This window comes from Paraburkholderia strydomiana, assembly GCF_046030495.1.
Classification (GTDB): domain Bacteria; phylum Pseudomonadota; class Gammaproteobacteria; order Burkholderiales; family Burkholderiaceae; genus Paraburkholderia; species Paraburkholderia strydomiana_A.
This window is the reverse complement of sequence record NZ_JAQQCJ010000017.1, coordinates 117,112-131,696: the sequence shown is the minus strand read 5'-3', so window position 1 is coordinate 131,696 and position 14,585 is coordinate 117,112. Positions and strand designations below refer to the sequence as shown.

Annotated in this window: 12 protein-coding genes; 8 read left to right on the top strand and 4 right to left on the bottom strand. The window is 64.6% G+C overall.

From position 1 onward, the window contains the following. Positions 1-183: 183 nt before the first annotated feature. From PQQ53_RS22630 to PQQ53_RS22615, 4 genes are all read left to right on the top strand, one after another. A complete protein-coding gene (locus PQQ53_RS22630) occupies positions 184-1,155 on the top strand; it encodes an NAD(P)-dependent oxidoreductase (protein ID WP_408326268.1) in 972 nt (323 codons plus the stop codon). Between the two features lie 95 nt (positions 1,156-1,250). Further along, positions 1,251-2,843 carry an ABC-F family ATPase gene (locus tag PQQ53_RS22625; RefSeq protein WP_408143861.1) on the top strand — a complete coding sequence of 531 codons (1,593 nt, stop codon included), beginning with the start codon at positions 1,251-1,253 and terminating at the stop codon, positions 2,841-2,843. A gap of 244 nt (positions 2,844-3,087) precedes the next feature. Beyond that, complete coding sequence (locus tag PQQ53_RS22620) at positions 3,088-4,278, top strand: NAD(P)H-dependent flavin oxidoreductase (RefSeq protein WP_408326265.1); 1,191 nt, start codon at positions 3,088-3,090, stop codon at positions 4,276-4,278. Positions 4,279-4,354: 76 nt separating this feature from the next. After that, entirely contained in the window at positions 4,355-5,011 is a 657-nt protein-coding gene (locus PQQ53_RS22615) for an OmpW/AlkL family protein (protein ID WP_408143857.1), read from the top strand. Positions 5,012-5,136: 125 nt separating this feature from the next. On the opposite strand, the gene PQQ53_RS22610 is transcribed toward PQQ53_RS22615, so the two are convergent. After that, on the bottom strand, positions 5,137-5,340 hold the full coding sequence (locus PQQ53_RS22610) for a DUF1289 domain-containing protein (RefSeq protein ID WP_408143855.1): 204 nt from the start codon (positions 5,338-5,340) through the stop codon (positions 5,137-5,139). Positions 5,341-5,530: 190 nt separating this feature from the next. Next, positions 5,531-6,835, bottom strand: a complete 1,305-nt coding sequence (locus tag PQQ53_RS22605) for an Nramp family divalent metal transporter (RefSeq protein WP_408143853.1) — start codon at positions 6,833-6,835, stop codon at positions 5,531-5,533. Positions 6,836-7,421: 586 nt separating this feature from the next. Here PQQ53_RS22605 and PQQ53_RS22600 point away from each other — a divergent pair. The 4 genes from PQQ53_RS22600 to PQQ53_RS22585 all read left to right on the top strand — a co-directional run bounded on the left by PQQ53_RS22600 (position 7,422) and on the right by PQQ53_RS22585 (position 11,552). Continuing rightward, entirely contained in the window at positions 7,422-8,522 is a 1,101-nt protein-coding gene (locus tag PQQ53_RS22600) for a polyamine ABC transporter substrate-binding protein (RefSeq protein WP_408143851.1), read from the top strand. A 95-nt stretch (positions 8,523-8,617) separates the two neighbouring features. Beyond that, entirely contained in the window at positions 8,618-9,808 is a 1,191-nt protein-coding gene (locus PQQ53_RS22595) for an ABC transporter ATP-binding protein (protein WP_408143849.1), read from the top strand. Beyond that, positions 9,805-10,737 carry an ABC transporter permease subunit gene (locus PQQ53_RS22590; protein ID WP_408153747.1) on the top strand — a complete coding sequence of 311 codons (933 nt, stop codon included), beginning with the start codon at positions 9,805-9,807 and terminating at the stop codon, positions 10,735-10,737. Before PQQ53_RS22595 ends, PQQ53_RS22590 begins: the two co-directional genes overlap by 4 nt. After that, positions 10,734-11,552, top strand: coding sequence for an ABC transporter permease subunit (locus PQQ53_RS22585; RefSeq protein WP_408143845.1), 819 nt, complete (start codon positions 10,734-10,736; stop codon positions 11,550-11,552). Before PQQ53_RS22590 ends, PQQ53_RS22585 begins: the two co-directional genes overlap by 4 nt. Positions 11,553-11,682: 130 nt before the next feature. On the opposite strand, the gene PQQ53_RS22580 is transcribed toward PQQ53_RS22585, so the two are convergent. Further along, entirely contained in the window at positions 11,683-13,086 is a 1,404-nt protein-coding gene (locus PQQ53_RS22580) for a methyl-accepting chemotaxis protein (protein ID WP_408326262.1), read from the bottom strand. A 404-nt stretch (positions 13,087-13,490) separates the two neighbouring features. Further along, positions 13,491-14,489: an alpha/beta fold hydrolase gene (locus tag PQQ53_RS22575; protein WP_408326307.1), complete on the bottom strand. Its 999-nt coding sequence runs from the start codon at positions 14,487-14,489 to the stop codon at positions 13,491-13,493. Positions 14,490-14,585: the final 96 nt, after the last annotated feature.

Sequence of the window (14,585 nt, the reverse complement as noted above, 5' to 3'; positions counted from 1 at the left end):
GCGGCACGTGTGGCACGTGTGGCACATGCGGTGGCAAACGCGCTGGCAAATGCGCTGGCACACGCGGCACGCGGCCGGCCTATCGGCCAGCAGTGCCGCACGTCGTGTGCCCGGTAGCCGGTGACGGCGCGCGGCCGTTATCATGTCCGCGCAACTCAATCCGACAGCCGACGAGGTTCGAAAGTGGAAATTGGTTTTTGCGGTCCCGGCCTGATGGGCGCGCCGATGATCCGGCATCTGCTGCGCGCGGGGCATACCGTGCACGTGTGGAATCGCACGCGGGCCAAGGCCGAAGCGCTGGTGGCGGAGGGCGCGCGCGTCGCCGATACGCCGCGTGAGCTGGCCCTGCGCTGCGAAGCGGTGCTGCTGTGCGTCGCCGACGCGGCGGCGGTGGAGGAGACCGTGTTCGGCGCAGCGGGGCTGTTGAGCGGCGATGCGGCCGAACTGGTCCGGCTGCGCTGGATCGTCGATCACTCGAGCATTCCGCCGGCCGCGACGCGCGCGTTCGCGCAGCGCGCGGCGGCGCTGGCCGCTTCGTTCGCATCGACGTTCGCATCGACGTTCGCATCGACGTCCGCGGCGGCGCAGCAGGGCGCGGGTGAGGCGCGCGTCGGCTGGATCGATGCGCCGGTGTCGGGCGGCGTCGCCGGCGCGAACGCCGGCACGCTGGCGGTCATGGCGGGCGGCACGGCGAGCGATGTCGCGGCCGTCAAGCCGCTGCTCGATGCCTACGCGTCGCGCGTCACGCATATGGGCGAAGTCGGCGCGGGGCAAACCGCGAAGCTGTGCAATCAGACCATCGTCACGGCGACGCTGGCCGCGATCGCCGAGGCGGTCAGCCTCGCGCAGCGCAGCGGCCTCGACGCGGCGAAACTGACCGAGGGGCTCGCCGGCGGCTGGGCCGACTCCGTGCTGTTGCAGATCTTCGTGCCGCGCATGACGCAGACCGGCCTCGCGCCGATCGGCGCATTGCGCACCTTCCAGAAGGACATCGACACGGTCGCGGCCACCGCCTACGAGACCGGCACACCGATGCCGGTGTCGTCGACGGTCCAGCAGTTGTTGCGGCTGGGCGCGGCGATGGGGCTTGCCGAGGCCGATCTGTCGGCCTTCATCGACGTTTTGCAGACGCCGCGCGGCGCCGCGGGCGGGTAACACGAAGTGCGCGGCGAGGTGCGTGCGGGTTGAATTCGCGATAACCTGCTAAAATATTGGGTTTTTCGCCGATATCACATTCAAAGGGACGCGCCGTGCTGTCTACCGCCAACATCACCATGCAATTCGGGCCGAAGCCCCTCTTCGAGAACATCTCGGTCAAATTTGGGGGAGGCAACCGCTATGGCCTGATCGGTGCGAACGGTTGCGGCAAATCCACCTTCATGAAGATTCTGGGTTCCGACCTGGAGCCGAGTTCGGGCAACGTGATGCTCGAACCGAACATTCGCCTCGGTAAATTGCGCCAGGACCAGTTCGCGTACGAAGACGTGCGCGTGCTCGACGTCGTGATGATGGGCCACGCCGAAATGTGGGCCGCGATGACCGAGCGCGACGCGATCTACGCGAACCCCGATGCCACCGACGACGACTACATGCACGCCGCCGAACTCGAAGCGAAGTTCGCCGAATTCGACGGCTACACCGCCGAAGCGCGCGCGGGCGAACTGCTGCTCGGCATCGGCATCGCGATCGAAGACCACAACGGCCCGATGAGCAACGTGGCGCCTGGCTGGAAGCTGCGCGTGCTGCTCGCGCAGGCGCTGTTCTCGAAGCCGGACGTCCTGCTGCTGGACGAACCGACCAATAACCTGGACATCAACTCGATCCGCTGGCTGGAAGACGTGCTCAACCAGTACAACTCGACGATGATCATCATCTCGCACGATCGACACTTCCTGAACCAGGTCTGCACGCACATGGCCGACATGGACTTCGGCACGCTGAAGGTCTATCCGGGCAACTACGACGACTACATGCTGGCGAGCACGCAGGCGCGCGAGCGTCAGCAGAACGCGAACGCGAAGGCGAAGGAACGCGTCGCCGACCTGCAGGATTTCGTGCGCCGCTTCTCGGCGAACAAGTCGAAGGCGCGTCAGGCCACCAGCCGTCTGAAGATGATCGACAAGATCAAGATCGAGGAATTCAAGCCGTCGTCGCGGCAGAATCCGTTCATCCGCTTCGAATACGAGAAGAAGCTGCACAACATCGCAGTGGTGGCCGAGAAGATTTCGAAGAAGTACGAGCGCACCATCTTCAACGACTTCAGCATCAGCGTGCAGCCGGGCGAGCGGATCGCGATCATCGGCGAGAACGGCGCGGGCAAGACCACGCTGCTGCGCTCGCTGCTCGGCAAGCTCGAGCTCGATCACGGCAACGTGAAGTGGGCGGAGAACGCGAACGTGGGCTACATGCCGCAGGACACGTACGAAGAGTTTCCGAACGACGTCACGCTGATGGACTGGATCGACGGCTACCGCCAGGAAGGCGACGACGAGCAGATGGTGCGTGGCACGCTCGGCCGCCTGCTGTTCAACGCGGACGACATCCGCAAGTCGGTCAAGGTGCTGTCGGGCGGCGAGAAGGGCCGCATGATCTGGGGCAAGCTGATGCTGGGCCGCCACAACGTGCTGCTGATGGACGAGCCGACCAACCACATGGACATGGAATCGATCGAGTCGCTGCAGATCGCGCTCGACAAGTTCGAAGGCACGCTGATTTTCGTGTCGCACGACCGTGAGTTCGTGAGCGGCCTCGCGAACCGCATCATCGAAGTGAAAACCGATGGCACGTTGAACGACTTCGGCGGCAACTACGAAGACTTCCTGCTGAGCCAGGGCGTGCAGTAAGCGTCATCGGCGCACGCGCGAGCGGCATGACATTGCATCGCAAAGCCCGCTTCTTCGAAGCGGGCTTTTTTATTGGGCGTGCGGCGTATCGTCTCGTATTGCATTGAGTATTCGCTTCGGATGATCGGCATCAATCAGATACCACGCACACCACCTCCATTCGCGGCCGTATTGACCTGACGCAAAGGCCCCCGCGCCCGAAGCTCGATTATCAAACCTTTGATAATTCATCATCGGGCCAGTCATGCTCAATTCTCACTCCTTCCCGCCGCTGGTGATCCGCGGCCGCCCGCTGCTGCCGATCGTGCAAGGCGGCATGGGCGTCGGCGTCTCGGCTCACCGGCTCGCCGGCAGTGTCGCCCGCGAAGGGGCGCTCGGCACCATCGCCAGTATCGATCTGCGCCACCATCATCGCGACCTGGTGGAACTCTGCCGTCAGTTCCCCGATACGGCGACGCTCGAACACGCGAACCTCACCGCGCTCGCGCGTGAAATCCGCGCGGCCAGAACGCTCGGCGAAGGCCGCGGCATGATTGCCGTCAACGTGATGAAAGCGGTCAGCGCGCAGGCCGACTACGTGCGCGTGGCCTGCGAGAGCGGCGCCGACGCGATCGTGATGGGCGCGGGCCTGCCGCTCGATTTGCCCGATATGACCGCGGCGCACGACATTGCGCTGATCCCGATCCTGTCGGATAGCCGCGGCGTCGCACTCGTGCTGAAGAAGTGGATGAAGAAAGGCCGCTTGCCCGACGCCGTCGTGATCGAGCATCCGGCCCATGCGGGCGGGCATCTCGGCGTCGGCAACCTCGCCGATCTGCACGACCGGCGCTTCGACTTCCTGCGCGTGCTCGAAGAACTCGAGACCGTATTCACGTCGCTTGGCCTCGCGCGTCAGGACGTGCCGTTGATCGCCGCGGGCGGCATCAACAGTCACGAGGCCGTGCGTGAGCTGCTGAACGCGGGTGCGAGCGGCGTGCAACTGGGCACGCCGTTCGCCGTCACCGAGGAAGGCGACGCGCATCCGAACTTCAAGCGCGTGCTGGCCGAAGCGACCCCCGACGACATCGTCGAATTCGTCAGCGTAACGGGTTTGCCCGCGCGCGCCGTGAAGACGCCTTGGCTGATGCGCTATCTGCGCCACGAAGCGAAAATCCGCGAGAAGGTCGGCGCGCGCAAACACGCATGTCCCACCGCGCTCGAATGCCTGAACGTGTGCGGTTGGCGCGACGGCATCGAAAAGTTCGGCCACTTCTGCATCGACACGCGACTGGCCGCAGCCTTGCGCGGCGACGTCGCCAACGGGCTGTTCTTTCGCGGCCGCGAAGCATTGCCGTTCGGCACGGCGATTCGCAGCGTTCACGATCTGATCGAACTGCTGCTGACCGGCGCGACGCGACCGGCTGTCGCAGGGCGCTGGTCGTTCTCGCTGGGTTGATGCGGGTCAACGCGCGGCCCGATGGGAGCTTCGACAATCCCCGCACGACATCGACATTCATCACACGGGGAAGCACATGAAGTACTCACTCAGAAAGAAAATCAACGCCGCCGCTGTTGCAGCGAGTCTGCTCTGCGCGGCCGCGCTGGCACCGCAGGCACGGGCCGCCGGCGACGACGCGATGAGCGGCATTCACGCCGGCGACGTGCTGGTGCGTCTGCGCGCGATCAGCATCATTCCGAACGTGAGCACGAGCCAGACGCTGACGGCGCTCAACGTGGGCGTCAACAATGCGATCGTGCCCGAGCTGGATCTGACCTACATGATCCGCGACGAACTCGGCGTCGAGCTGATTCTCGCCACGTCGCGCCATCAGGTGACGTCGAGCCTTGGGGGGCTCGGCGGCGTGAACGTGCTGCCGCCCACGCTATTGCTGCAATATCACTTCAATCACGCGGGGCGCATTCGTCCGTATCTGGGCGCGGGTTTGAACTACACGCTGTTCTACAACAACGGCCTGAGCGCGGGTGGCCAGCCCATCTCGATCAGCAATCACAGCTTCGGTCCCGCGTTGCAAGCCGGTATTGACGTGCAGGTGACCAGGTCACTGTTCGTGAACGCAGACATCAAGAAGATCTGGATGCACACGGACGCGTCGCTCGGCGGTCAGTCGCTCGGCAGGTTGAGCATCGATCCGGTGATCGTCGGTCTGGGTGTCGGTATGAAGTTCTGATGACGGCGCGGCGCTCGCCGTGTACGGCTCGCCAAAAGAAACACCGGGAGGGATCCCGGCGTTGTTTATGGTCGCAAGCTGTGCGGGCGCCGGGCCTATAGCGGCACCAAAGACCGCGCGAGACTTTAGAGCTTGTCGTGCTGAAAGCGCATCGCGGTGCCTTCCTGCTCGATGCGCACCCACACGGCGCGCTTTTCCTCGTCGCTCAGGAACACCCAGTTGGACACTTCGGTGGCGGTGCGGCCACAGCCTTTGCAGACGTCGTCGAAGAGGGTTGAACACACGCCGATGCACGGGCTGTCGGGAAGATCGTGGAGATTCGAAGACATCGGAAACCTTGGCGCGTAAAGACGAAGTTCCGCTATGTTATCCGATGCGCGGCATGCGCCTCGCAGCAGCAGGCAGTGCAAACGAGCTTTGTCCATGCCCAAGCCCGTCGCCACCCTCAGCCTCACGTCCGCCCGGAAGCAAAGGTTGCACGGACCGCTTCTCGCACCGCCAGGCTGCGCACGCGCTGCGTCATCCGCCCAACGCCAGCTGCCACAGCAGCGCGCCGTTGAGCACGATGATGAACGCCGCGGACAGCCACGCCAGCGCGAGCGGCACGCCGCGCACGCGCCAGCCGCGCATCAGGCCCGCGTCCGACGTGTAGCGGATCAACGGCACGACGGCGAGCGGCAATTGCAGGCTCAGCACCACCTGGCTCGCCACCAGCAGCTGGTTGGAACCGTGCTGGCCGAACAGCGCGACCGCGAACAGCGCCGGCCCGATCGCCAGTGCGCGGGTGAGCAGCGCGCGTTTCCAGCGCGGCAGGCGGATCTGCAGAAAGCCTTCCATCACCGCCTGACCCGCCAGCGTCCCGGTGACGGTCGCGCTCAGGCCGCAGGCGAGCAGCGCCGCCGCGAACAGAATGCTGGCCCAGTGCGTGCCGACGAGCGGCGCGATCAGCCGGTGGGCGTCGGCGAGATCGGTGACGTCGCGATAGCCGCTCGTATAAAACACCGCGGCGGCCACGATCAGCAGCGCCGCGTTGATCACGAAAGCGAACGCCAGCGACGCGAACGTATCGATGTTGACGACCTGCAACGCGGCCTTGATCTGCGCGTCGCTGCCTTCCGGCGCGTGGTGCTTGACGAGTGCCGAATGAAGATAGAGGTTGTGCGGCATCACCGTCGCGCCGACGATGCCCGCCGCGAGCCACACCATGCCGGCGTTCCTCAGCAGCTCGACGCTCGGCGCGGCGCCGGCGAGCGCCGCGTGCCAGTCGGGCCGCGCCAGCGCCAGCTGCACGACGAAGCACAGGCCGACGAAGCCGATCAGCGCCGCGATCACCGCTTCGAGCTTGCGACCACCTTTCTGCTGGAGCGCGAGCAGTGCGAACGTGCACACCGCCGACATCAGTACGCCGACCGTCAGCGACACTCCGAGCAGCAGTTGTAACGCGACGGCACTGCCGACCACCTCGGCGACGTCGCACGCGATGATCGCGACCTCGCTGGTCAGCCAGAGGAAAAGGGTGCCGCGCCGGCCGGTGCGCTCGCGGCACACCTGCGCGAGATCGCGCCCGGTCACGACGCCCAGCCGCGACGACAGCCATTGCAGCAGCATCGCCATCACGCTCGCCAGCAGCACCACGCCGAGCAGCCGGTAGCCGTAGCCGGCGCCGGCGCCGAGCGCGGTCGCCCAGTTGCCGGGGTCGATATAGCCGACCGCGATCAGCGCGCCGGCGCCGACGAACGAAAACCAGTGCGCCGGACGGCGCGGACCGTCGTCCGGCAGACGCCGGCGGCGGTTGGGCCGTAGTGCGAAGGGATTGGTGTTCATCGATGCCTGAGGTTCAGGACTGCATGCTCACGCAAGCCACGTGCCCAACGCGCAAGCGTCGGCGGCGCGTGGGGCCGGGCAGACATGGCGGGACCGGTGAACGAGCGGCGCTGCGCCGGCTGCCGGGCCTCCAGTTGCTATTGTGCACCGTCGGCCGGCGCACGGCGCATACGCCGGCCGGGACTTCGCGGCACCTCGCCCGCCGAAAGCCGAAAGCCGAAAGCCGAAAGCCGAAAGCAGGGAACCCGGAGCCGCCTGCCAGCAAGATGTGCCGCTCCCATCGACCACCAGCCGCCTCATGACAAGAGCGCGCCTTCGCCCCAGCCCGCTCGACCCGACAGCCGGATAACGACAAAGCCGCGCCCGTGGCATTTTTTCGGGTAGACACGCGCCGATAACCCGCTAAAATTGCGGCCATTTTCCAGCGGTGCGGCCTGCGCTGTACCGTTTGCGCGACAGCGCGGCGTTTTTTTTGGACCGCGCAATAATTGATGATAGTTTTCGAGGTTTTCAGGGGAGCCGTGTGCGCAATGCCACGGCGTGAATGACCACGGTCGGCGCGAGCGGGCCAAGATCGGAGAACGGGATGAAAAGACGGGTAGTGGGGCACATGGCGGCGCTGATCTTGTGTGCTGCGCCGTGGTTGACGGCCGCTGCGAAAGACACGCAGCTGAACGTGTATAACTGGTCCGATTACATCGCCAAGGACACCATTCCGAATTTCACCAAACAGAGCGGCGTCCAGGTCAAGTACGACAACTACGACAGCGACGACACGCTGCAGGCGAAGCTCCTCACCGGCCATTCCGGCTACGACATCGTCGTGCCGACCAGCAACTACGCAGGCAAGCAGATCGCCGCGGGCATCTTCGAGCCGCTCGACAAGTCGAAGCTGCCGAACCTGAAGTACCTCGACCCGTCGCTGATGGCGCTGGTGGCCGGCGCCGATCCGGGCAACAAGTACACGGTGCCCTGGGCGTACGGCACGACCGGTCTCGCTTACAACGTCACCAAGGCGCAGCAGATTCTCGGCAAGAACACGCCGCTCGATAGCTGGGACATCCTGTTCAAGCCGGAAAACATTTCGAAGCTGAAAGCCTGCGGCGTGTCCGTGCTCGATGCGCCGGACCAGATGTTCGCCGCCGCATTGCACTACATGGGCAAGGACCCGATGAGCACGAACCCGGACGACTACCGCGCCGCGCTCGCCATGCTCAAGAAAATCCGCCCGTACATCACGCAGTTCAACTCGTCGGGCTATATCAACGACCTGGTCGGCGGCGACGTGTGCTTTGCGTACGGCTGGTCGGGCGACGTCGTGATCGCCAAGCATCGCGCGCTCGAAGCGAAGAAGCCGTACAAGATCGAGTACTTCATTCCGAAGGGCGGCGCGCCGGTCTGGTTCGACGTGATGGCGATTCCGAAGGACGCGAAGCACAAGGAAGCCGCGCTCGAGTGGATCAACTACATCGAAACGCCGCAGGTGCACGCCGCGATCACCAACTCGGTCTACTATCCGAGCGCCAACCTCGAAGCGCGCAAGTACGTGGACAAGGACGTGGCGAACGACCCGGCCGTGTACCCGTCGCCCGATGTCATCAAGACCCTGTTCCTGCTCAAGCCGCTGCCGCAGGAAATCCAGCGGCTGCAAACGCGGCTGTGGACTGAACTCAAGTCCGGCCGCTGACCCGCGGCAACAGTGAACAGGTAAGCATCATCAAGAAGCCCTCGGTGTTCACCGGGGGCTTTGTTCGCCAAACGCCGGAGTGAAGCAGCATTATGATGAGTAGTGACCAGTCGGGCGCGGTGGCAGGGGCGAGCGCGCCGTCGCGGGGCCAGGGCGCCGTTACAGGCGTCGGCACGGGCGCCGGCGCGGGCGACCCAGCGGACCATTTCATCCAGATCGTCGACGTCGTGAAGAAGTTCGGCGAGACCGTCGCGGTCAAAGGGGTGAACCTGTCGGTGAAGAAGGGCGAGCTGTTCGCGCTGCTCGGCAGTTCCGGCTGCGGCAAGTCGACCTTGCTGCGCATGATGGCCGGGCTGGAAACGGTGACCTCGGGCAAGATCCTGATCGACGGCGAGGACCTCGCGCAATTGCCGCCGTACCGCCGGCCGGTCAACATGATGTTCCAGTCGTATGCGCTCTTTCCGCACATGACGGTGGAGGCGAACGTCGCCTTCGGTCTGAAGCAGGAAGGCGTGCCGAAGGCCGAACTGAAAGAGCGCGTGCAGACCGCGCTCGATCTCGTGCAGATGGGCCGCTTCGCGAAGCGCAAGCCGCATCAGCTGTCGGGCGGCCAGCAGCAGCGCGTGGCGCTGGCGCGTTCGCTCGTCAAGCGGCCCAAGCTGCTGCTGCTCGACGAGCCGATGTCCGCGCTCGACAAGCAGATCCGCCAGCGCACCCAGATCGAACTGGTCAACATTCTCGACCAGGTCGGCGTGACCTGCATGATGGTCACGCACGACCAGGAAGAAGCGATGACGATGGCCGACCGGCTCGCCGTGATGAGCGAAGGCGAGATCGTCCAGCTCGGCACGCCGCATGAGGTGTACGAGTATCCGAACAGCCGCTTTTCGGCGGAGTTCATCGGCTCGACCAATCTGTTCGAGGGCCACACGGTCGAAGACGAACCCGACTACGTGTTCATCGAAACGCCCGACCTGCCGTGCCGCCTGTATGTGAGCCACGGCATCACCGGGCCGCTCGGCATGCCGGTGACGATTTCGGTGCGCCCCGAGCGCATCGCGCTCACGCGCAAGCCGCCCGAAGGCGCGTACAACTGGGGCAAGGGCGTCGTCACGAATATCGCGTATATGGGCGGCTATTCGCTGTATCACGTGAAGCTCGATGGCGGCAAGACGGTGATCGCGAACGTGACGAGCCTCGCGCTCACGGAGATCGATCCGCCTACCTGGGGCGATGAGGTGTACGTGCGCTGGAGCGCCTCGGCCGGTGTGGTGCTGACGTCATGAAGCGCGCGCTCGATGCCTTCGTCAACTGGCCGGTGCGGCGCTTCAATCTGAGCGGCCGCAGCGCGGTGGTGGCCGGGCCGTTTGTCTGGCTGCTGCTGTTTTTCCTCGTGCCGTTCCTGCTGGTCGTGAAGATCAGCTTCGCCGATTCGCAGCTCGGCATTCCGCCGTATACGCAGCTGGTGAATTTCGCCGAAGGCGCGATTCACATCACACTCGACCTCTCGCACTACGCGTTTCTGTTCACCGACAGCCTCTATTTCGCGACCTATGTGAACTCGGTGGTGGTCGCCGCGATCTCGACCGTGCTGTGTCTGCTGATCGGCTATCCGATGGCGTACTACATCGCGCGCTCGAATCCGGCTACCCGCAATCTGCTGATGATGGCCGTGATGCTGCCGTTCTGGACCTCGTTCCTGATTCGCGTGTACGCATGGATCGGTATCCTGAAGAACAACGGCTTGCTGAACAACTTCCTGATGTCGATCGGTCTGATTCATTCGCCGATCGAGCTATATCACACGAACACCGCCGTTTACATCGGCATGGTGTATTCGTACCTGCCGTTTCTCGTGATGCCGCTGTACGCGCATCTGGTGAAGATGGACCTGACCTTGCTCGAAGCCGCGTACGACCTCGGCGCGAAACCGTGGAAGGCGTTCTGGCAGATCACGTTGCCGCTGTCGAAGAACGGCATCATCGCCGGTTGCCTGCTGGTGTTCATTCCAGCGGTGGGCGAGTACGTGATTCCCGAGTTGCTCGGCGGCGCGGACACGCTGATGATCGGCCGCGTGATGTGGAATGAGTTCTTCGACAACGCCGACTGGCCGATGGCGTCCGCGGTGACCTGCGCGATGGTGTTGCTGTTACTGGTGCCGATGGCGTTTTTCCAGCGCGCGCAGGCCAAGGCGATGGAGGAGAGGCGCCAATGAAGCCGAACCGGATGGTGCAGTTGATTGCTCTCGGGATCGGATTCCTGTTCCTGTATATCCCGATCGTGAGCCTGGTGGTGTATTCGTTCAACGAATCGCAACTGGTCACGGTGTGGACGCGTTTTTCGCTGCGCTGGTACGCGGCGCTGCTGCGCGACGACGAGCTGATCGCGGCGGCCTGGCTGTCGCTGCGGGTGGCGCTGCTGACGGCGTTCGCGTCGGTGATCATTGGTACGTGGGCCGGTTTCGTGCTCGCGCGGATGGGGCGGTTTCGCGGCTTCACGCTATATACCGGCATGATCAACGCGCCGCTGGTGATTCCCGAAGTGATTCAGGGCATCTCGTTGCTGCTGCTGTTCATCGAAATGGCCCGCTGGCTCGGATGGCCGGCCGAGCGCGGCGTGTTCACGATCTGGATCGGCCACGTGATGCTGTGCATTTCGTATGTGGCGATCATCGTGCAGTCGCGTGTGAAGGAGTTGCACCCGTCGCTCGAAGAGGCCGCGCTCGATCTCGGCGCCACGCCGCTGCGCGTGTTTTTCTCCATCACGTTGCCGCTGATTTCGCAGGCGCTCGTGTCCGGCTGGCTGCTGTCGTTCACGTTGTCGATCGACGATCTGGTGCTCTCGGCGTTCCTCTCCGGCCCCGGTTCGACGACGCTGCCGCTGGTGGTGTTCTCGCGCGTGCGGCTCGGGTTGAACCCGGAAATGAACGCGCTCGCGACGCTGTTCATCGCGGTCGTGACGCTCGGCGTGGTAGTGGCCAACTACTTCATGCAGCGCGCCGAGCGCAAGCGCACGGTGATGGCGGCTTAGGAAGCGGCTTAGGAAGCGGCTTAGGAAGCGGCTTAGGGAGCGCTTTAGGGAGCGCTTCAAGGAGGTGCGCCGCGAGTGCGTCGCACCTTCAGCTTCAGTGCCGCCGTGCAGGAAGGCGCACCGCGCGCGTTCAAACCTTGTAGCCGATCCGCACGCCGCCCCAATGGCGCCCGCCGACGAACACCGGCGCCGACGCGTCCTTCATCAGCACGAACTGGCCGCCGCCCATGTCGCGGCGGTAAGTCTGCAGCAAAAACTTCTTCGTGTGCGACGCGGCCGCGATGCCGGTCCGATCATCGAACATGCGCCGGTTGCGGCAGTTCGCCATGTTCCACACGACGTCGTCGCGCGGCGGTAACGAGAACTTCAGATTGTGGGTCGGCAGATAGCCGCGCGCATCGACCGCGGCGCAGAACGCGACACGTGGATCGAGATCGAGCAAGGGCTCCTGAATCGCGGGCAACACGCGGTCGGTGAAAGCGGTGAAGCGCGTCAGAAACTGCGGCGGGTTGGTCCCCGTCACCGGCACGTAGCGTTGATCGAACAGATCGTCGAGCGATACGTCGCCGCGCGCAACGGCTGCTTCGAACAGCTTGCTCACCGTCGCGGCGGCCTGCTGCACCGCTTCGATGAAACGCGTGTCCGTGGTTTCGACCCCGGTCGCGGCGGTCAGCTCGATCAAGGTCTCGGACACGTCGAGCAGATTCCCCAGGCGGTCCTTCGCCTGCGCGAAGTTCTCGCTCGAATCCTCGACACCGCTCGCCATTTCCAGCACCTGCGCTTCGAGTCCGTCACACTGCGTTTCGATTTCGCCGGTTAGTGCCGCAATCTGGCCGGCCTCGTTGTTCAACTGCGCGATCGCGTCGCCGGTTGCATGCACGACGTCGCCGATCTTGCGCGTGCCTTCGCGCACGCGATGCGCCCGCGCGGTGTTCACCGAACCTTCGTTGATCAGCTGCTCGGTCTGCTGCGTGAGCTGCGCGAGCGTCGTCTCGATCTGGCCGGTGGCCTGCGCGGTTTTCGCCGACAGGTTCTTCACCTCGGCGGCCACCACGGCGAAGCTGCGGCCCGATTCGCCGGCGCGCGCGGCTTCGATCGCGGCATTCAGCGCCAGCAGATGGGTTTGACGGGCGATCAGCGAGATTTCCTCGGAGACGCGGCTCACGTGCGCCAGCGCGCTGCGCAGCGCGCCGATCTGGCTTTCGATCACCGTCACGCCCTCGACCAGCCCGTGAATATCGGCGAGCGATGCTTCGAGCGTCTGTTGGGATCCCTGCACACCGGCTGCGGCTTCGGCCGACACGCTGCGCATTTCGCGCGCGGCCGCGGCGATGCGATGATTGCCCGCCAGCGTTTGCGCGGCGGATTCGCGCAGCGCCCGGCATACCTGGGCCTGGTGCTGCACGCGCGCGGCGACTTCCTCGACGTGACCCGATACGTCGCAAATCTCGATGCCCAGTTTGCCGGCTTGCGCGGCAATATCGCCGACGACCGTGTGCGAACGGGCTGTTCGGCGAAAGCTGAAACGCGTCATGGACGTCTCCTTGATGGCGCGGGTGGTGCGGATGGAGCGCACGGTTGTGATCCCAGCGCCGTCAGGCGGCGCGGATGCAGCGTCTTCTGGCTGCGTTTACGGCACGCTTTCAGGCGACTTGATACGGGGTATCCCGCAGTCGGTATGATGTGCGGTCGAACTGCGCCTCGCAGCCTTTCCTTTTCCTAGCGGTAACGATGATCGACTCTTTTGCGCGCGTTTCGGGCTGGCAACAGCTCTATCACCTGTGGGAGCTGCTCGTGATGGTCGCCAAATTTCTGTGGGGGCTATTGCGTCTGCTGGGCGGGGGGTGATGGGAGGATGTTTCGCGCGCAGCTGCTGCGCGCGAAACAGTGCCGTGGCAAAGATGTGGATCAGCGTTGGCGAAAAATCAAGTGTGACGCTCAGGCCGGCGCGCGCCGCGTGCTGATGTCGACCGCCACAGGCGCCTCGGGCGCCCCGAGAAACGCGCGCAGATCGTCCATCACGCGCTCGGGCGCTTCTTCCATCGGAATGTGGCCGAGTCCCGCATACATGACGGACTTCGCGCCCGGAATGCGACTCGCGAACTCGGCCGCGTGCGCGGTCGGTATCCAGCGATCCCTGGCACCCCATAGCACCAGCGCGGGCACGTCGAGCGTCTTCAGCATGTCGGTGTCGACTTCGCTGAAATCGAGCGTCGGCACCATCTTGCCGATCGCGGCGCGCGTGCCTTCTCCATGGAAAAATTCGACGTAACGCCGCAGCGTCGCCGCGTCGATTTTGCGCGGGTCGCCATACACATTGCGCACCGCGCTTTTGATGATCGCTTCGGGCAGCCACCGCGGCGAACTCGCCCGCACCAGCGCGCTATTGAACAGGCCGATGTAGATGGGCAGCTTCATCGGAAAGCCCGCCGAGTCGATCAACACGAGCCGCTCCACGGCCTTGCGGTGGCGCGCCGCATAGTCCCACGCGATCAGGCCGCCGAGCGAATTGCCGATGAAGGTTGCGCGCCCGATGCCGAGCGCCTGCATGAAGGTGTCGATGAAACGCCGGTACGTCGGCAGGTTCATGGTTTCGATGGCGCCGCTCGCCGAACGCAGCGGCCCGGTCACGCCGAACGGCGGCAGGTCGAGGCGGATCACGCGGTGCGTTTGCCCGAGTTCGTCGGCGACGCGATTCCACGTGTGCAGTGAAGACGCGAAACCGTGAATCATCACGATTGGGTCGCCATGGCCTTCATCGACGTAATGCACGTCGGCGCCCATGATCGTCACGAACTTCGAACCGTGTTGCGTATAGCGGCGCCGCAGTTCGGCGCGTGGCACGCTGGTGATGCCAAGGCGCGCGGCGAGCGATCGCGGCGGCAGCGCGGCGGATGGTGCGGCGGATGGTGCGGAAGTGGCAGACGTCACGGCGATCTCCGGCAGCGGGTGAAAAGCCTGGCGCGAGGTCCAGGCAAGAAACCGTTGTCTACAAATGTCTACTGCGGCGTAACGCGAGAGTAGACAACTGTA